The 17,594-nt window shown below is 69.7% G+C and carries 15 protein-coding genes; 7 read left to right on the plus strand and 8 right to left on the minus strand.

Annotation, left to right across the window (positions count from 1 at the left end):
* Positions 1 to 2: 2 nt before the first annotated feature.
* The 3 genes from ABD357_RS33760 to ABD357_RS33770 are packed head-to-tail and all read right to left on the minus strand — an operon-like array spanning position 3 to position 1,785.
* Positions 3 to 935 (minus strand): ABC transporter ATP-binding protein, encoded by a 933-nt coding sequence (locus ABD357_RS33760; protein ID WP_344395010.1) that lies wholly within the window; start codon positions 933 to 935, stop codon positions 3 to 5.
* Positions 932 to 1,276 carry a transcriptional regulator gene (locus ABD357_RS33765; protein ID WP_344395012.1) on the minus strand — a complete coding sequence of 115 codons (345 nt, stop codon included), beginning with the start codon at positions 1,274 to 1,276 and terminating at the stop codon, positions 932 to 934. Before ABD357_RS33765 ends, ABD357_RS33760 begins: the two co-directional genes overlap by 4 nt.
* The gene (locus ABD357_RS33770) at positions 1,273 to 1,785 is read right to left on the minus strand and encodes a hypothetical protein (protein ID WP_344395014.1); all 513 of its coding nucleotides are present in this window, start codon (positions 1,783 to 1,785) and stop codon (positions 1,273 to 1,275) included. The genes ABD357_RS33765 and ABD357_RS33770 overlap by 4 nt, the downstream gene beginning before the upstream one ends.
* A 437-nt stretch (positions 1,786 to 2,222) precedes the next feature.
* Between ABD357_RS33770 and ABD357_RS33775 the strand changes: the two genes are divergently transcribed.
* Complete coding sequence (locus ABD357_RS33775; RefSeq protein ID WP_344395016.1) at positions 2,223 to 2,459, plus strand: XRE family transcriptional regulator; 237 nt, start codon at positions 2,223 to 2,225, stop codon at positions 2,457 to 2,459.
* Between the two features lie 63 nt (positions 2,460 to 2,522).
* Here ABD357_RS33775 and ABD357_RS33780 read toward each other — a convergent pair whose 3' ends face one another.
* A complete protein-coding gene (locus ABD357_RS33780) occupies positions 2,523 to 2,930 on the minus strand; it encodes an ATP-binding protein (protein WP_344395018.1) in 408 nt (135 codons plus the stop codon).
* A 185-nt stretch (positions 2,931 to 3,115) separates the two neighbouring features.
* On the opposite strand from ABD357_RS33780, the gene ABD357_RS33785 reads away from it, so the two are divergent.
* Positions 3,116 to 3,532, plus strand: a complete 417-nt coding sequence (locus ABD357_RS33785) for a DUF3662 domain-containing protein (RefSeq protein ID WP_344395020.1) — start codon at positions 3,116 to 3,118, stop codon at positions 3,530 to 3,532.
* Positions 3,533 to 3,586: 54 nt separating this feature from the next.
* On the opposite strand, the gene ABD357_RS33790 is transcribed toward ABD357_RS33785, so the two are convergent.
* Positions 3,587 to 3,985, minus strand: a complete 399-nt coding sequence (locus tag ABD357_RS33790) for a cupin domain-containing protein (RefSeq protein ID WP_344395021.1) — start codon at positions 3,983 to 3,985, stop codon at positions 3,587 to 3,589.
* A gap of 47 nt (positions 3,986 to 4,032) precedes the next feature.
* Positions 4,033 to 4,929, minus strand: coding sequence for an alpha/beta hydrolase (locus ABD357_RS33795; RefSeq protein WP_344395066.1), 897 nt, complete (start codon positions 4,927 to 4,929; stop codon positions 4,033 to 4,035).
* 118 nt (positions 4,930 to 5,047) lie between these two features.
* Between ABD357_RS33795 and ABD357_RS33800 the strand changes: the two genes are divergently transcribed.
* Together ABD357_RS33800 and ABD357_RS33805 are read left to right on the plus strand one after the other, a co-directional pair.
* Positions 5,048 to 6,082 carry a PucR family transcriptional regulator gene (locus tag ABD357_RS33800; protein ID WP_344395023.1) on the plus strand — a complete coding sequence of 345 codons (1,035 nt, stop codon included), beginning with the start codon at positions 5,048 to 5,050 and terminating at the stop codon, positions 6,080 to 6,082.
* A gap of 15 nt (positions 6,083 to 6,097) precedes the next feature.
* Positions 6,098 to 6,523 (plus strand): VOC family protein, encoded by a 426-nt coding sequence (locus ABD357_RS33805; protein ID WP_344395025.1) that lies wholly within the window; start codon positions 6,098 to 6,100, stop codon positions 6,521 to 6,523.
* Between the two features lie 9 nt (positions 6,524 to 6,532).
* Here the strand turns inward: ABD357_RS33805 and ABD357_RS33810 are convergent, their stop codons facing one another.
* Positions 6,533 to 8,080: an MFS transporter gene (locus tag ABD357_RS33810; protein ID WP_425585117.1), complete on the minus strand. Its 1,548-nt coding sequence runs from the start codon at positions 8,078 to 8,080 to the stop codon at positions 6,533 to 6,535.
* A gap of 378 nt (positions 8,081 to 8,458) precedes the next feature.
* Here ABD357_RS33810 and ABD357_RS33815 point away from each other — a divergent pair, with 378 nt between their 5' ends.
* Positions 8,459 to 9,247, plus strand: a complete 789-nt coding sequence (locus ABD357_RS33815; RefSeq protein ID WP_344395027.1) for an ABC transporter ATP-binding protein — start codon at positions 8,459 to 8,461, stop codon at positions 9,245 to 9,247.
* Positions 9,244 to 11,823, plus strand: coding sequence for an ABC transporter permease (locus tag ABD357_RS33820; RefSeq protein ID WP_344395029.1), 2,580 nt, complete (start codon positions 9,244 to 9,246; stop codon positions 11,821 to 11,823). The genes ABD357_RS33815 and ABD357_RS33820 overlap by 4 nt, the downstream gene beginning before the upstream one ends.
* 546 nt (positions 11,824 to 12,369) lie before the next feature.
* Here the strand turns inward: ABD357_RS33820 and ABD357_RS33825 are convergent.
* Positions 12,370 to 13,827, minus strand: coding sequence for a DUF2079 domain-containing protein (locus ABD357_RS33825; protein WP_425585118.1), 1,458 nt, complete (start codon positions 13,825 to 13,827; stop codon positions 12,370 to 12,372).
* Positions 13,828 to 14,046: 219 nt separating this feature from the next.
* Here ABD357_RS33825 and mfd point away from each other — a divergent pair, with 219 nt between their 5' ends.
* Positions 14,047 to 17,586: a transcription-repair coupling factor gene (gene mfd / locus ABD357_RS33830; RefSeq protein ID WP_344395031.1), complete on the plus strand. Its 3,540-nt coding sequence runs from the start codon at positions 14,047 to 14,049 to the stop codon at positions 17,584 to 17,586.
* Positions 17,587 to 17,594 lie beyond the last annotated feature (8 nt).

A 17,594-nucleotide genomic window follows, 5' to 3' on the forward strand; every position in this document is an offset into this window, starting at 1 on the left:
CCTCATGCGGCCGGTGCCTCCTCGTCCGCGTCCCTGTCCGTGCCGTCGGCCCCATCCGTGCCATCGGCCTCCCGGTGCACCATGTGCAGATAGGTGTCCTCCAGCGTCGGGCGGCGGACCTCCAGGTCGGCGATCGGGCCGGCCGCGTGCCGGTGGAGTTCCCAGACCAGCCGTGAGGGGTCCTCGGTGCGTTCGCGGCAGGGCGTCCCGTCGTCGGCCGTCCAGCGGACCTCGGCCTGGGCGGCGGCTCGCCGGGCCAGTTCCGACGGAGTGCCGCAGGCCCGGATCCGGCCGCCGACCAGCATGGCGATCCGGTCGGCGAGCCGCTCGGCCTCCGCCAGGTCGTGGGTGGTGAGCAGGACGGTGACGCCTTCGTCGCGGGCCAGCCGTTCGACCAGGACGTGGAACTCGTGCCGCGCCTGAGGGTCGAAGCCCGTGGTCGGCTCGTCCAGGAAGAGGAGTTCGGGGCGGCCGACGATGCCGAGCGCGACGTCGAGGCGCCGGCGCTGGCCGCCGGACAGCCGGTCCACCTGCCGGCCGGCCTGGTCGGTGAGGCCGACCAGGGCCAGCAGTTCGGCCGGGTCGCGCGAGTCGGGGTAGTAGGTCGCGAAGTGCGTCAGCAGCTCGGCGACCCGCCAGCGGCGGTGGTCGCGCCAGGACTGCAGGACCAGGCCGATCCGGGCTCGCCACGCGTCGCCGCCCCGCTCGGGATCCGTAGCGAGGACGCTCATCTCCCCGCCGGAGCGCTGCCGGAAGCCTTCCAGGATCTCGACGGTGGTGGTCTTCCCCGCGCCGTTGGGCCCGAGCAGCGCGAAGACCTCGCCGCGGTGGATGTCCAGATCGACGCCGCGCAGGACGTCGATATCGCCGTACGCCATGGTCAGATCGCGTACCTGGATCACGGGCTGGACGTCGGTGCGCCCGAACGTCGTCATCGGCCCGCCTCCGCGTGGGGCTGCTGTTGTGCCGCCCCGGTCGCGGGTCCGACGCTGTCGACGATGGCCCGGAGTGCCGCCACATGTCCCTCGAAGGCGGTGCGACCGCGGTCCGTCAGCCGTACCTTCGTACGGCGGTTGCGGCCGCCGCCCTCCTTCTGGATCTCCAGGTATCCGGCCCCCTCCAAGGTGTGCAGCTGCTTGGAGAGCGCGGAGTCGCTGAGCGAGAGGCTGTCGCGGACGAACGCGAAGTCCGCCCACTCGGTGGCGGCGAGCAGCGCGACCACCGACAGTCGGGTGGCGGGGTGGATCAGCTCGTCGAAGCCGGCGGGGGTGCTCATCGGCCCGCCTCCTCGTCGGCCGCCGGTTCGCCGCTGCTCCGCACCGAGTCGGCCGCCCAGCGGTTGGCGGGACCGAGGGAGAGCAGGTACACGGCCACCGCGGCCGTGGCCTGGATGAGGCCGGCGTAGATCGGCTCCAGTGGCTCGGTCAGGTGGTCCGACAGCACGATCGTCCCGCCGACCAGCACCGCCACCGCACCGAACGCGGCCCACATACGCCCGGGGCAGCGAGTGTGGTGCAGTCGCATCCGGCTCCTGCGGCTGCTCATCACGACCAGCAAGCTCAACAGGCCGACGTAGGCTGCTATGAACAGTCCGACGCCCCACTGGGGCAGGTCCATGCCCACGCCGGCAAGGAACACCCACATGAGCGCGGCCGTGCCGTAGGTCATGCCGCGCCCGCCGGACACGGAGCGCTCGAACTCGTCGTACACCCGCTCCTGCGGCACTCGGATGCGCTGGAGATCCTTCCATGCCTGTTCGGCATCCACCGGCATGCTCACGGCCATCGCCCTCCCGTCCCCGATTACTTTCCTATCAGGAAAGTTACTCTTGGCTTTCCTGATAGGCAAGTCGGAGGTTTGCCGGTACTGGGAGGCGGGAGCCGCGACGGTTACGACGGTGAGGCCACGGGTTGGGCCTGGTCCCAGCCGGACACCGTCCGGGTGGCGAGAGCGCGGACCGTGGATCGGTGAGGGTGCGCGGCAGCGTGAACAGGGAAAGCCGGCCCCACATCTGCGACTCCAGTACCGCCGCACTGGCTGGCTCTTTGCACTGCTTCCACCTGGCCTTTGACTCTACGTATAAGAACCTGACGGTTACGCAGCCCGTGACACTGCGGTCGGACTGCGCGCGATCCACACGGATCGACGGCCAGTCGGCCGTGCCTCAGAGTCACCGTGCAGGCGGGGCGGCTAAGTCCGCTGGTTCAGGGCAGGCGAAAGTAATGGCCGAACTTTCACAGCTGTTGCAGCAGACCATGCGGCGCAGGCGCATGAACGCGCAGGCCCTCGCCGCCCGTACGGGCATCCGCACCCCGCGGATCCGCGTCTTCGCCGAGGACGGTGCCCACGGTCCCGTGCGGCCGACCCCGGAGGAACTGGCGGAACTCGCCGAGGCTCTGGCGCTGCCCCTGCTCGATGTCCAGAAAGCCGCTCGCACCGCTACACCGGTGCAGGCCTGACGACTGCCGCGGTCACAGACGACAGGCGGACTCCAGCTGTCGGACTCCGACTTCCCTCGGAACTCAGTGGGACAGCGGCAGGACCGCGGACACCGTCTTCCCTCGGGGCCCGATACTGACCCGCACGTCTGCGGACAGCTCCTGCACCAGGTGCCAGCCGAACCCGCCCGGCCTGGCCGCGTCAGTCTGCCGCGGCCGCGGGGCGGTGGTGCTGGCGTCTTCCACCGACACCGTCACCGTTCCGGGCCCGGCCGCCAGATGGAGCCGGGTCACCCCGCCGGCGTGCCGTACCGCGTTGGTGACCAGTTCCGACACCACGAGCAGCACCGCATCCGTCTCGGCCCCGGCACGTGCGGCCACTGCGGACAAAAACCCGCGGGTCACATTCCTCGCCCGCCCCGCGCTCTGCGGACTTGTCCCTTGCAGGGGTTGGTGGCCTTCCTCTTCTTCCTCGGATGAATGCACGATCATAAGCCTCCGGTGGTGGACGCTGACCTTTTTCTCGCTTGCCCAGAGAAACTTCAGTCATCCCCCGACACTCGAACGACTCCTACTGCCGCCCGGGGGCCCTGCGGCTGCCGGGCGCTCCCGGCGCTTTCTGGATCAACACCCGTACGGAGGAGTGTGCCCAGCATTCCGGCGGGCAGCGGCAGAAGATGAAATCCCTCACCGCCCTGGAACACGCCATGGAGCGATGGAGCAATGCCCTATGGACCTTGCTCATTCCACCCGCCCACCGACAGCACAACCAAACAGAGCTGGTGAGGACGCTGCACCGGGAATGCGACGACCGTGCTCTGATCATGGACCGGCAACGCATCCTGGTGCCCAATGCGTTCGTCGTCGAACTGCCACCGGAATCGCACCGGCAACTGGCCGACAGCAGAAGGCAGTTGGACAGTTACCTGTCAAACCACGTGCGCAAGCACGCCGCGGAGCAGGGCTACACATTCGCCGGACCGGTTGCCGTTCAGCTCACGGAAGCGGAGAGGAGCGAGGTCGACCGTTTCCGTGTCCGCAGTTACATCGCTCCCACCGAGAACATCACCAAGGAAGAGCCGGACTCTCAATGAGGGTGACGGCGCTCCAGGCGTCGCTCACACACGTCGGCCGAAATAGGGCCCTGCTCAGGCTTCGGCCCGCTTCTCCAGGCGGCTGCCCCGTGGCAGCGTGACGGACATGATGTCGCCGGGGGCGTCCAACGCGATGCGGTGCCATCGTCCGCGCGGTACGACGACCGCGGTGCCGGCCGTCAGCTTGACCTCCTCCTCCTTGTCTCCCGGCCGCTCCGGGCGGAAGCAGAGGCGTATCCCACCGGAGAGGCAGGAGACGAACTCGTCCGCCTCGGGGTGGACTTCCCAGTGGCCGGCGTGGACGTCGGCGTCGGTCTCCACGTGGAAGGCCATCAACTGCCAGCCGTCTCGCCCGGGGTCGAACACCGGTTGCTCGGCGTGCACTTGGCCGCCTTCGCGAAGGTGGATGAAGGACGCGAAGAGGTCGATCGGGGTGTTCGGGGTGACAGTCATGCCGAGATGTCCCTCCTGTAGTGATCTTTCATCGGTGGGTTGTCGCCTCACTCGGCCACGCCACGGCGCAGGACCGCGGTGAGTTCGGCCATCTGCCGCTGGGACACCTCCGCGGACAGGATCGCCTGCGAGCCGTGGAAAGTGCCGGACCACTGGTGCAGCTCGACCGATGCGCCCGCCTGCAGCAGGCGTAGCGCGTAGTCGACGGCTTCGTCGCGGTTCGGGCAGAACTCCGCGGTGGCGATGTAGGCGGGGGGCAGTCCGGACAGATCGGTGGCCCGCGCGGGGGCGGCGTACGGCGTTGCGGGCGCGGAGCCCAGGTAGTGCCGCCACGCGGCGGTGACCTTGTCGCGAGTCATCCAGGGCGTGTCGGTGAAGTGGCGCGCCGACCATGTCTCTTGACGGTCGTCGAGCCCGGGCTGGTTGAGCAGCTGGAAACAGATCGTCGGCCCCTGCTGGTCACGCGCCCGCAGCGCCACCGCTGCCGCGATACACGCGCCGGCACTGTGGCCGCCGACGGCGATCCGCTCCGGGTCGATGCCCAGCTCGGCCGCATGCTCGGCCGCCCAGGTCAGTACGGCGTACGTGTCGTCCAGGGCGGCCGGGAACCGATGTTCGGGGGCCACCCGGTAGCCCACCGAGATCACCACCGCGCCGGATCCCATCGCGACCCGGGCGGCCCAAGGATGCTCGGTGTTCAGGTCACCCATGACGAATCCGCCGCCGTGCAGCCAGACGACGGCGCCCTGCGCCTGCCGCGGGCGATAGATCCGCACCGGCACGTCCGGGTGGGCGGGCACCGTGCGGTCCTCGATCTCCAGTTCCATGAAGTCCGGAGGCGGCGCCGCGCCGGCCAACTCGGCGAGGTCCTTGCGCGCCGTGGCCGGGTCGTTCAGGTCGGCCTTGGGGAACAACGGGACGAATGCTTCGAGTTCGGGATCCATGCCGGCCATCCTGACGGCCGCCACTCCCGGGTTCATCCGCCAACCGTCGGGCATACCGCTCGCTTCACGCACCGATCGGCGCCTGCCCTCATGCCCTCGAGGTCCCTATCCTCATGCCATGGAGGCACTGGCCGCACGGCTGTCGCACCTGGATTCCCAAGCCGAAGGCGCGATCCGCGTCGTCATGTTCTACGACACTCTGATGCGCCGACGGGTGGACCTCCCGGCGCTCGCCCGGGCCTCGGCTGGCCTGGCCGAGTGCGTGGCCGGGATCCGGCTCCACGGCACGGGGCGGGTCATCCGTATGGCGCCCGACGGCAGGCAAGCTTCCGCCCCGCCGTCACCGTCGTCCACCACGATGCCGATCAGCCTCGACGAGGAGGAGATCGGCACGGTGTGGCTGGAACGCCCCGGCCCACCCGGCCCGCTCGACGAACAGCTCCTCGAGCGGCTCGCCATCGCCGTCGCCGCGGTCGTCGAGAGGTACGGCCCGGCCCGCACCACCATGGCCGACCCTGCCCTCGTCGAACTCGCGATCAGCGCCGACTGCGACGAGGCGGCCCGAGCCCGGGCGCTACGGCTCCTGGGTTTCGCGGCCGACCTGCCCGTCCGTGTCGTCGCCGTACGCTCGCACCTTCCGCTCGACAAGATCGGCGGCCTGCTCTGCCCTGCTCGGCCGGTGAAGGCCGCGCCGCTCGCCGACGTGGGCGTCATCCTGGCCACCACCGTGGATCCGGCCCGGTTCCCGGCGGACGTACGCGCGGGCATGGGCGCCGCCGAAAGCCCCGACCGGTCCTGGCAGCAGGCCCGCACCGCCCTCCGCTTCACCACCCCGCGCGAACCGGTCGTCCACTACGACGACTTGGGGGCTTTGGCGCTGCTCGCCCAGATACCGCGGGACGCCGCACGAGGCAACTCCGACGTGGCTGCGATCGCCCGCCTGTCCGGCAACCCGGACGATCTGGAGACTCTGGACGCCTACTGCGCCACCGGCTCCGTACGCCGGGCCGCCGACCTTCTCCACCTGCACCACAGCAGCGTCGCCCGCCGTCTCGAACAGCTCGGAAAAACCCTGGGTGTCGAACTCACCGAGCCCACCGGCCTGACCCGGACCAGACTCGCCCTCACCGCATGGCGGCTGCTCGACGGCTGAGCACACACTGGAGGCATGGACGCAGACGACAGGAATCTTCTGGCCCGGGGAAGCGTGGCGACCAGGCTTCCCGCCCAGGACCTGGACCGGGCGCGGCGTTTCTACTCCGAGCAGCTCGGGCTGGAGCCCGTCGACGAGCGGCCCGGCGGGCTGTTGTACCGGTGCGGGGGTGTGGAGTTCGCGGTGTTCCAGTCGACGGGAGCCTCGCCCGGCACCTTCACCCAGATGGGCTGGCAGGTCGACGACATCGAGGCAGTCGTGGCGGACCTCAAACAGCGCGGCGTGGTGTTCGAGGAGGTCGACGTGCCCGGGCTCCGGACGAGGAACGGAATCGCGGACATCGACGGCAACTATCCGAGCAAGGGAGCACGGGGCGAACGCGCCGCCTGGTTCCGGGACAGTGAGGGGAATCTGCTGGGTATCGGCGAGCCGGTTTACTGAGAGGGCCGATTACGAGTCGGCAGCGCTCTTCAGGACCGGAAACCGTCGCGGTGCCATCAACAACAGGACCAGGAAGGCGAGTCCGGCCGCGCAGGCCGCCCCGTAATAAACGGCGTGGACCGCGTCGGCCACCGCGTGGCGGAGGTGTTCGGAGGACGTGCCCGAGTCGAGGGAGCGGGTGATCGAGTCGAGGTCGCCGGCGCCGCCCAGGCGGGTGGCGAGCACGCCGTTGGCGATCGCTCCGAACAGGGCCGCGCCCAGTGTCTGTCCGGTCTGCCGGCAGAAGAGTACGGAACCGGTGGCCGTGCCGCGTTCGGACCAGACGACGATCGACTGGACGCCTATGAGCAGGGGAAGTTGGAACAGGCCGAGCGCGGCGCCGAGGAGAAGCATGAGCAGGGCCGGCTGCCAGGGTTCGCCGGGGTAGGGCAGGAACGGGAACGCGAGCAGGAGCAGTGCCGCCGTACCGATACCGATCAGCGCCGAGTTGCGGAAACCGATCCTGCGGTACACATGCTGGCTGAGCGCCGCCGACACCGGCCAGCTCAACGTCCATACGGAGAGCACGAATCCGGCCGCTATGGGAGCGAGGCCGAGGACCGCCTGGGCGTAGGTCGGGAGGAAGACCGTCGGTGCCACCATCAGCAACCCCAGCGCGCCCAGCGCCAGATTGACCGCCGCGATGGTGCGACGGCGCCAGACCCAGCCGGGGATGATCGGTTCGGCGGCCCGGCGTTCGATCACCACGACGAGCGCGACGAGGGCAAGTCCCGTACCCAGCAAGGCGACTGAGGGAGCGGACAGCCAGGCCCACGCGACTCCGCCCTGGACCAGCGCCGTCAGCAGGACGCCGCCGCAGGCGAAGACCGCGAGCGCGCCCGCCCAGTCGATACGGGGACGGGGGCCGGGCGTCCGCGCGGGTTCGTGCAGGTGACGGACGACCAGCCAGAGGGCCAGAGCTCCGATCGGCAGGTTGATGAGGAAGATCCACCGCCAGTCGGCGTACGCCGCGAGGACTCCGCCGACGGCCGGGCCCGCGACCGCCGAGGTCGCCCAGACCGTGGACAACTTCGCCTGGATCTTGGGGCGTTGCTTCAGGGGGTAGAGATCGGCGGCCAGGGTCTGCACGGTCCCCTGCAGGGCGCCGCCGCCGAGACCCTGGACGATACGGAAGGCGATGAGCGCCGCCATGTTCCAGGCGAGCGCGCAGAGCAGGGAGCCGAGCAGGAAGATGGCGGCACCCGCGATCAGTACCGGCTTGCGGCCGAAGGTGTCGGAGAGCTTGCCGTAGACGGGGAGCGTGACCGTCACAGCCAGCAGATAGCCCGAGAACAGCCAGGAGAACACGGAGAAGCCGCCGAGGTCGCCCACGATCTGCGGCACGGCGGTCGACACGATCGTGGAGTCGAGCGCGGCCATGCCCATCGCGAGCATGAGCGCGGCGACGACGGCACGGCGTTTACGGGGCTCGACCGGCCCGGCGGCCGGCGCTGACGGTATGCCGGTGTCCGGCCCCTGGGTTTCCTCCTGACTCACGGATTTCCTTTCCCCCTGCATCTATCTGCCGGAGGACACTCTCCCACTTCAGCCTCAAGCCGTGGGAGGTATGACGCCGACTGGCCTCAAGGGTGGAGGCGCCCCCTAGGACCCCTCCGCCGCCGGGTGGAGATCCCTTAGGGGTACCTCCGTACTACGGACCGGGGAGGCTTCGTACCGCCGGAGGACGAGACGCGGCATGCCCCCTCCTTAACCTGGCTTTACGCCGCTGAGGGCGGAGTACCGCACCTCCGGAGGTGGGGTTTACCCCCGGAAAAGACTGCGCTGGGCACCAGCGCGCCGGACCTCCTCCCGCCGCCAGACTCATTCCACGTAGAAGAGCACGCACAGCACCGCAGACCACGTACAACATCTGCTGACCGACTTAGGAGACATACCGTGACTACGGCTGTAACCATTCCCAGGCACGGGGGCACTGGAGGGCGTACGGCCGTTGCCGCGCGGGCGCGGCAGGTCGTCAAGGCGTACGGGTCCGGGGAGACCCGCGTCGTCGCCCTGGACCACGTCGACGTGGACATCGCGCGGGGCCAGTTCACCGCGATCATGGGCCCTTCGGGGTCCGGCAAGTCCACGCTGATGCACTGCCTCGCCGGCCTCGACACCGTCACCTCCGGGCAGATCTACCTGGACGAGACGGAGATCACCGGCCTCAAGGACAAGAAGCTCACGAAGCTGCGCCGGGACCGGATCGGCTTCATCTTCCAGGCCTTCAACCTGCTGCCGACGCTGAACGCGCTCGAGAACATCACGCTGCCCATGGACATCGCGGGCCGTAAGCCGGACAAGGGCTGGCTGAGCCAGGTCGTCGAGACCGTCGGTCTGAGCGACCGTCTGAAGCACCGGCCGACCCAGCTCTCCGGCGGCCAGCAGCAACGCGTCGCCGTGGCAAGGGCGTTGGCCGCGAGGCCCGAGATCATCTTCGGTGACGAGCCGACAGGGAACCTCGACTCCCGTGCCGGCGCGGAGGTGCTCGGCTTCCTGCGGCGCTCCGTCGACGAGCTCGGTCAGACCATCGTGATGGTCACCCACGACCCGGTGGCCGCCTCGTACGCGGACCGGGTGCTGTACCTGGCCGACGGCCGGATCGTCGACGAGATGTGGAAGCCCACCGCCGAAACCGTCCTGGACCGGATGAAGGACTTCGACGCGCGGGGGCGCACGTCATGACCGTCATGAAGACCTCGATGCGCAACTTCTTCGCGCACAAGGGACGTATGGCCCTCTCGGCCGTGGCGGTCCTGCTGTCGGTGGCCTTCGTCTGCGGCACGCTCGTCTTCACCGACACGATGAACACGACGTTCGACAAGCTCTTCGCGGCCACCTCGTCCGACGTCCAGGTCAGCGCCAAGGGCGCCTCGGACACCGGTGAGACCCAGGCCGACAACGGCAAGCCGCCGGTCATGCCCGCGTCCGTGCTGGGCGAGGTGCGCAAGGCGGAGGGCGTCAAGTCCGCCGAAGGAACCGTCTTCTCCACTTCGGTGACCGTCGTCGACGCCGACAAGGACAGCCTCTCGCCCTCGGGCGGCGCCCCGACCATCGTCGGCAACTGGAACGCCAACGAGGCCCGCACCATGAAGATCTCCTCCGGCAACGCCCCGCGCGGGCCGGACCAGATCATGGTCGACGCGGACACCGCCGACAAGCACCACCTGAAGCTCGGCGACGAGATCGGCGTCATCACGGCGGTGGGCACGCACCGTGCCAAGGTCTCGGGCTTCGCGGAGTTCGAGGTCACCAACCCGGGTGCCGCGATCTTCTACCTGGACACGAAGACCGCGCAGAAGGCGCTGGTCGGCGACACCGGCGTCTACACCAACGTCAACGTCACCGCTGCCTCCGGCTTCAGCGACGCCCAGGTGAAGAAGAACGTCACGGCCGCGCTCGACAGCGGCTACCAGATCCAGACGGCCAAGGAGGTCGCGGACGCCAACGCCGAGGACGTCGGCGAGTTCATGGGCGTGATGAAGTACGCGATGCTCGGCTTCGCCGGGATCGCCTTCCTCGTCGGCATCTTCCTGATCATCAACACCTTCTCGATGCTGGTCGCCCAGCGGACCCGCGAGATCGGCCTGATGCGGGCCGTCGGGTCGAGCCGCCGGCAGGTCAACCGGTCCGTGCTGGCCGAGGCGCTGCTGCTCGGTGTCTTCGGCTCGGTGCTGGGGGTCGGGGCGGGCGTGGGCCTGGCCATCGGCCTGATGAAGCTCATGGGCGCCACCGGCATGAACCTCTCCACCGACGACCTCACCGTCGCCTGGACCACCCCGGTGGTCGGCCTGCTGCTCGGCGTCGTGGTCACCGTGCTCGCCGCGTACCTGCCCGCCCGGCGGGCCGGCAAGGTCTCGCCGATGGCGGCACTGCGGGACTCCGGGGCGCCGGTGGACGCCAAGGCCGGTGTCATACGGGCCCTGCTGGGCCTGGTCCTGACAGGCGCCGGCGGCTACGGGCTCTACCTCGCGTCCCAGGCCGACAAGGCGAGCGAGGGCTCGATGTGGCTGGGCGGTGGTGTGGTGCTGTCGCTGATCGGCTTCGTCGTCATCGGCCCGCTGCTCGCGAGCGGCGTCGTGCGGGTGCTGAGTGCCGTGGTGCTGCGGATCTTCGGCCCGGTCGGGCGCATGGCGGAGCGGAACGCGCTGCGCAACCCGCGTCGTACGGGGGCGACCGGCGCCGCGCTCATGATCGGCCTCGCGCTGGTCGCATGCCTGTCGGTGGTCGGCTCGTCGATGGTCGCGTCGGCCACGGACCAGCTGGACAAGACCGTCGGTACGGACTTCATCATCCAGTCCGACGGCGGCCAGCTGATCACGCCGCAGGCGGTACAGGCGGCCAGGTCGGCGGAGGGCCTGAAGGGGGTCACCGAGTACAAGTGGACCGAGGCCGACTTCACCACCCCCGACGGCAAGACGCTCAAGGAAACGGCCATCACGGCGGCCGACCCGAGCTACGCCACGGACCTGAACACCGAAACGGTCGCAGGCAACCTCAAGGACGCCTACCGGCCCGACTCGATGTCCGTCCACGAGGAGTTCGCCAAGGCCCACGGCATCAGCCTGGGCTCGAAGATCTCGGTCGCCTTCAAGGACGGCTCCACCGCCCGGCTGACGGTCCGTGCGATCACCAGCAGTGAGGTCGTCATCGACCAGGGGGCCATGTACACATCCATCGACACGATGGCCAAGTACGTCCCAACCGACAAGATGCCGCTCGACACACTGCTCTTCGCCTCGGCGAAGGACGGCCAGGAGACGGCCGCGTACAAGTCGCTGAAGACCGCGCTGGACGACTACCCGCAGTACACCGTTCGCGACCAGACCGACTACAAGGAAGCGCTGAAGGACCAGATCGGCCAGCTGCTGAACATGATCTACGGCCTGCTGGCCCTGGCGATCATCGTCGCGATCCTGGGTGTGGTGAACACCCTGGCGCTGTCGGTGGTGGAGCGGACACGGGAGATCGGCCTGATGCGGGCGATCGGCCTCTCGCGGCGTCAACTGCGGCGCATGATCCGCCTGGAGTCGGTGGTGATCGCCCTGTTCGGCGCCCTGCTGGGACTCGGCCTGGGCATGGGCTGGGGCGCGACCGCCCAGCAGCTCCTGGCCCTGGAGGGCATGAAGGTCCTGGAGATTCCGTGGCCGACGATCACCGGGGTGTTCCTGGGATCGGCGTTCGTGGGGCTGTTCGCAGCGCTGGTACCGGCGTTCAGGGCGGGCCGGATGAACGTACTGAACGCCATCGCAACGGAGTAGCTGCGCAGGCTTCTGTGGACGGGGGTACGGGGGAAGGAGCCCGGCGCTGGGGGGCGCCGGGCTCCTTCGCGATCGTTGTCGACTGCGGGTGCGTTGTGGTTGCTCGCGCCCCGCGGCGGAGCCGCTGATGTCACAGCCCCGCGCCCCTGGGTGGGTGGTGGGTGCGGGGCCGTGGGCCGGTGCGTCAGCCCGTCGCAGGCCGGGCGTACGGCCCGGTGTCGGTACACGGTGCGGGTGACCTGAGACAGAACCTGAGCGACGGGCATACGACGCACCGGCCCACGTCCCCTCCCGCCGGTGGGAGACTGCGGGCAGTCGGGGGTACGGGCTTGCTCTGGGCGCGGGGAGTCGCAGGCTTTGGTTTTTCAGGGGCGCGGGGCTGTGACACATGCGGCTCCGCCGCGGGGCGCGACCAGCCACAACGCACCCGCAGCCGCGACACGCAGTGTCACCCCACCCCCTGGCGGGGGCCTGGGGGCGCAGCCCCCAGTTCCGGGAAGGGGAGGGGCTGGGGAAAGAAAACCCTTCCCCCACCCACGACTTACGTCACCCAACCCGTTCGAGAACCACGTACCCCTCGGCCGAGCCGACGACGACGTACTCCGCGCGGGGGTGCAACTGCCGGACGTAGCCCGGGACGTCCTCGTAACGCCCGGACGCGTTGTCCAGGGCGACGAAATCCGGTGTCACCCCTCGGGTGTTGGTGACCCAGAAGACCCGGCACCGAGAGGTGAGCCGACTGATCGGCCCGATGTTGGACTCGACGGTCGCACCGTCCGGGATCCGCCCCAGCAGCCCGTCGATGGCGGAAACACGCGCGGGCACGCTATAGGCCGCGGACTCGGTCAGCGCCCCCAGCGGCAACGTGGTCGTCAGCGCGAGCGCCGCCGAGGCGACCGCGGTAGGCAGATGAAGGGCGTACGAACGCAGCCAGGGCCGCGCACTGTGCCGCGCCGCGGCGAGCGCGTCGGCCAGGGCGAGCACGACGACCGGCATCAGAACCGCGCTGTAGTGCCACTCCGTATCCCAGTGATGCGGATCGGAGGAGAAGAAGCGCCACCCCAGGGTCGGCAGGACGATCAGGAGGAGCGGGGAACGCAGGGCCAGCAGCCCGGTGGTGGGGATCAACAGCCAGGCGACGGTGCGGAGTTTGGTGTCGAAGCCGTCGAAGGGGCCGCTCGAGTCGCTGACCTTGCTCCAGTAGTCGTAGGCGTCCGTGGTGTTGAAGGCAGGTATGACCAGGGTCATGGTGACGACCGTGGCCAGCACGCCGAAGGCCGCGACCCCGAGCGCGGCCAGCGCCGTCCGGGGAGCGGATTTCCGGGCCCGCAAGGCGACGACGAGCGCGAGAGTCGCCAGGGTCAGACCGAGGTCCTCCTTGACCAGCACCAGGGGGAGGGCCCAGTACAGAGCGGCCCGCCAGTGCTGTCGCAGCAACGCCTCCAGGGAGAAGGCGATCAGGGGAACGGCGAAGCAGATCTCGTGGAAGTCGAAGTCGACGGCTCGCTGGATGCCCCACGACAGCCCGTACGCGACGCCGAGCGCGAGCCCGCGCCGGCGCCCGAGCAGCCGGGCGGCAGCACGGGTGACCGGCACGGCGGACAGCGCCAGCAGCGCGGCCTGGGCGACGAGCAGCGTGACGGGGGAGGGGAAGAGCCGGTAGAAGGGGGCGAGCAGCGCGGTGACGGGGCTGAAGTGGTCGCCCAGGACGTTGGCGCCGGGACCCTTGAGATCCACGACGGGCACCTGGAGATGCGCGTACGCGCGCACGGCCTGCTCGAAGATGCCGAGATCCCAGGACCTGGTCCCCAGCCGCAGGTAGCGGCCTATGGAGACCACGGCATACGCCACGAACAGCACGGCGGCCAGGATGTGCGGGTCCCGCCGCCCGTCCAGCAGGTGGCGAAGCCCCCGGTCACGGGACGGCGCGACCGGCGCCGCACTCCGGGGCGGGTCCTTCGCGGTCCGGTCGGCTTCGGACGTGGCGACGGGGGCTCCGTGCACGGGGGTCGGTCCTTCGGTCGGGCGATCGGTCTGGGGGGCTCGATCTGAGACGGTACCTCTGCGGTGAGGGCGGCCAGTAAGGGGAGCGGGGCCGTTCCGGACCCAGACGTTGTCCACAGCCCCGGCACCCGTGACCGAGCCGACGTACGCTAGGACACCCCCGGCCCGTAAGACGTGTCGGGCGCTACGCGTTGCCCACCTCCGGATGGAAGCCCCTTCATGAGCCTGCACGGTCTGCTCGACGCCGTCGTCAAGGACGCCGCTCTCACCGAAGCGGTGAAGGCCGCCACGGACGGCAACCGGATGCACATCGACGTGGTCGGCCCCCCGGCAGCCCGCCCGTTCACGATCGCGGCCCTGGCGCGTGAATCCCGCCGTACGGTCCTCGCGGTCACCGCCACGGGCCGCGAGGCCGAGGATCTGGCGGCGGCGCTCAGGTCGCTGCTGCCCCCCGACACGGTCGTGGAGTACCCCTCCTGGGAAACCCTTCCGCACGAACGCCTCTCCCCGCGCAGCGACACCGTGGGGAGGCGGCTCGCGGTGCTGCGGCGGCTCGCGCACCCGCGCCCGGACGACCCGGAGACCGGGCCGGTCTCGGTCATCGTCTCGCCCGTGCGCTCCGTGCTCCAGCCCCAGGTCAAGGGCCTGGGCGACCTGGAGCCCGTGGCCCTGCGGACCGGCGAGAGCGCCGACCTCGGTGATGTCGTCGAGGCGCTGGCGGCAGCGGCGTACTCCCGGGTCGAACTGGTCGAGAAGCGCGGCGAGTTCGCCGTACGCGGTGGAATTCTCGACGTCTTCCCGCCCACCGAGGAGCACCCGCTGCGCGTGGAGTTCTGGGGCGACGACATCGAGGAGATCCGTTACTTCAAGGTCGCCGACCAGCGTTCCCTCGAAGTCGCCGAGCACGGGCTGTGGGCGCCGCCCTGCCGTGAGCTGCTGCTCACGGACGAGGTTCGCCGGCGGGCGGCGGCGCTGGCCGAGGCGCATCCCGAGCTGGGCGAACTGCTCGGGAAGATCGCGGAGGGCATCGCCGTCGAGGGCATGGAGTCCCTGGCTCCCGTACTCGTCGACGACATGGAGCTTCTCCTCGACGTACTGCCGAAGGGCGCCATGGCCGTCGTATGCGATCCGGAGCGGGTGCGGACGCGGGCCTCGGACCTGGTGGCGACCTCGCAGGAGTTTCTGCAGGCGTCGTGGGCGGCTACCGCAGGCGGGGGCGAGGCGCCCATCGACGTCGGTGCGGCCTCCCTGTGGTCCATCGCGGATGTCCGGGACCGGGCCCGTGAGCTGGGCATGATGTGGTGGTCGGTGTCGCCCTTCGCGGCGGACGAGTCCATCGACGACACGAACGGGGACTCGCTGAAGCTCGGCATGCACGCCCCGGAGGCGTACCGCGGCGACACCGCCAGGGCGCTCGCCGACACCAAGGGATGGCTCGCGGACGGCTGGCGCGCGGTGTTCGTCACCGAGGGCCACGGCCCCGCCGCCCGTACCGTCGAGGTCCTCGGCGGCGAGGGCATCGCCGCCCGCCTGGAGTCGGACCTCGGCGCGCTGGCGCCGTCCGTCGTCCAGGTGGCGTGCGGTTCGATCGAGTACGGCTTCGTCGATACGGCGCTGAAGCTCGCCGTCCTCACCGAGACCGACCTCACGGGTCAGCGGGCGGCCGGCAAGGAGGGCGCGCGTATGCCCGCCCGCCGCCGCAAGACCATCGACCCGCTCACCCTGGAGACGGGCGACTACATCGTCCACGAGCAGCACGGAGTCGGCCGCTACATCGAGATGGTGCAGCGGACCGTGCAGGGCGCGACCCGCGAGTATCTGGTCGTCGAGTACGCCCCCGCCAAGCGCGGTCAGCCCGGCGACCGGCTCTACATCCCGACCGACCAGCTGGAGCAGATCACCAAGTACGTGGGCGGCGAGGCCCCCACGCTGCATCGCCTGGGCGGCGCGGACTGGACGAAGACGAAGGCGCGCGCGAAGAAGGCCGTCAAGGAGATCGCGGCCGACCTGATCAGGCTCTACAGCGCGCGGATGGCGGCACCGGGGCACGCGTTCGGCGCGGACACCCCGTGGCAGCGGGAGCTGGAGGACGCCTTCCCGTATGTGGAGACGCCCGATCAGCTGACGACCATCGCCGAGGTCAAGGAGGACATGGAGAAGACGGTCCCGATGGACCGGCTGATCTGCGGAGACGTCGGCTACGGCAAGACGGAGATCGCGGTACGGGCCGCGTTCAAGGCCGTGCAGGACGGCAAGCAGGTGGCGGTGCTCGTGCCGACCACCCTGCTGGTGCAGCAGCACTTCGGGACGTTCGGCGAGCGTTACTCCCAGTTCCCGGTGAATGTCCGGGCGTTGTCGCGCTTCCAGTCGGACACGGAGGCGAAGGCGGTCCTGGAGGGTCTGCGGGACGGCTCGGTGGACGTCGTCATCGGCACGCATCGGCTGTTCTCCGCCGAGACGAAGTTCAAGGACCTGGGGCTCGTGATCGTCGACGAGGAGCAGCGGTTCGGTGTCGAGCACAAGGAGCAGCTGAAGAAGCTGCGGGCCAACGTGGATGTGCTGACGATGTCGGCCACTCCGATTCCCCGGACCCTGGAGATGGCGGTGACGGGCATCCGCGAGATGTCGACGATCACGACGCCTCCGGAGGAGCGGCACCCGGTCCTGACCTTCGTCGGGCCGTACGAGGAGAAGCAGATCGGCGCGGCGATCCGACGCGAACTGCTGCGTGAGGGGCAGGTCTTCTACATCCACAACCGCGTCGAGTCAATCGACCGCGCGGCGGCGAGGCTCAGGCAGATCGTCCCGGAGGCGCGCATCGCGACGGCCCACGGCCAGATGTCGGAACAGGCCCTGGAACAGGTCGTCGTCGACTTCTGGGAGAAGAAGTTCGACGTGCTCGTGTCGACCACGATCGTGGAGTCCGGCATCGACATCTCCAACGCGAACACGCTGATCGTGGAGCGCGGCGACAACTTCGGCCTCTCTCAACTGCACCAGCTGCGGGGCCGGGTGGGGCGTGGCCGCGAGCGTGGTTACTCGTACTTCCTGTACCCCCCGGAGAAACCGCTGACCGAGACGGCCCACGAACGCCTCGCCACCATCGCCCAGCACACGGAGATGGGCGCGGGCATGTACGTGGCCATGAAGGACCTGGAGATCCGAGGCGCCGGAAACCTCCTGGGCGGCGAGCAGTCGGGCCACATCGCAGGCGTCGGCTTCGACCTGTACGTACGCATGGTGGGCGAGGCGGTCGCGGACTACCGGGCGTCGCTGGAAGGCGGCGTCGAGGAGGAGCCGCCGCTGGAGGTCAAGATCGAGCTCCCGGTCGACGCACACGTCCCGCACGACTACGCGCCCGGCGAGCGGCTGCGCCTCCAGGCGTACCGGGCGATCGCCTCGGTGAACACCGAGGAAGACATCAAGTCCGTACGCGAGGAACTCGTCGACCGCTACGGCAAGTTGCCTGAGCCTGTGGAGAACCTGCTCCTCGTCGCCGGGCTCCGCATGCTCGCGCGAGCATGCGGAGTCGCCGAGATCGTGCTCCAGGGCAACAACATCCGCTTCGCACCCGTGGAGTTGAGGGAGTCCCAGGAGCTGCGGGTCAGGCGTCTGTACCCGGGGGTCGTCATCAAGCCCGCCGTCCGCCAGGTCCTGGTGCCGCGCCCGAAGACGGCGAAGGTGGGCGGAAAGCCGCTGGTCGGGCGGGAGCTGCTGGGGTGGACGGGGGAGTTCCTGGCTTCGATCCTGGGGTCGTGACTGAGTCC

Origin of the sequence: Streptomyces vastus, from assembly GCF_039532825.1 — a bacterium.
Classification (GTDB): Bacteria; Actinomycetota; Actinomycetes; order Streptomycetales; family Streptomycetaceae; genus Streptomyces; species Streptomyces vastus.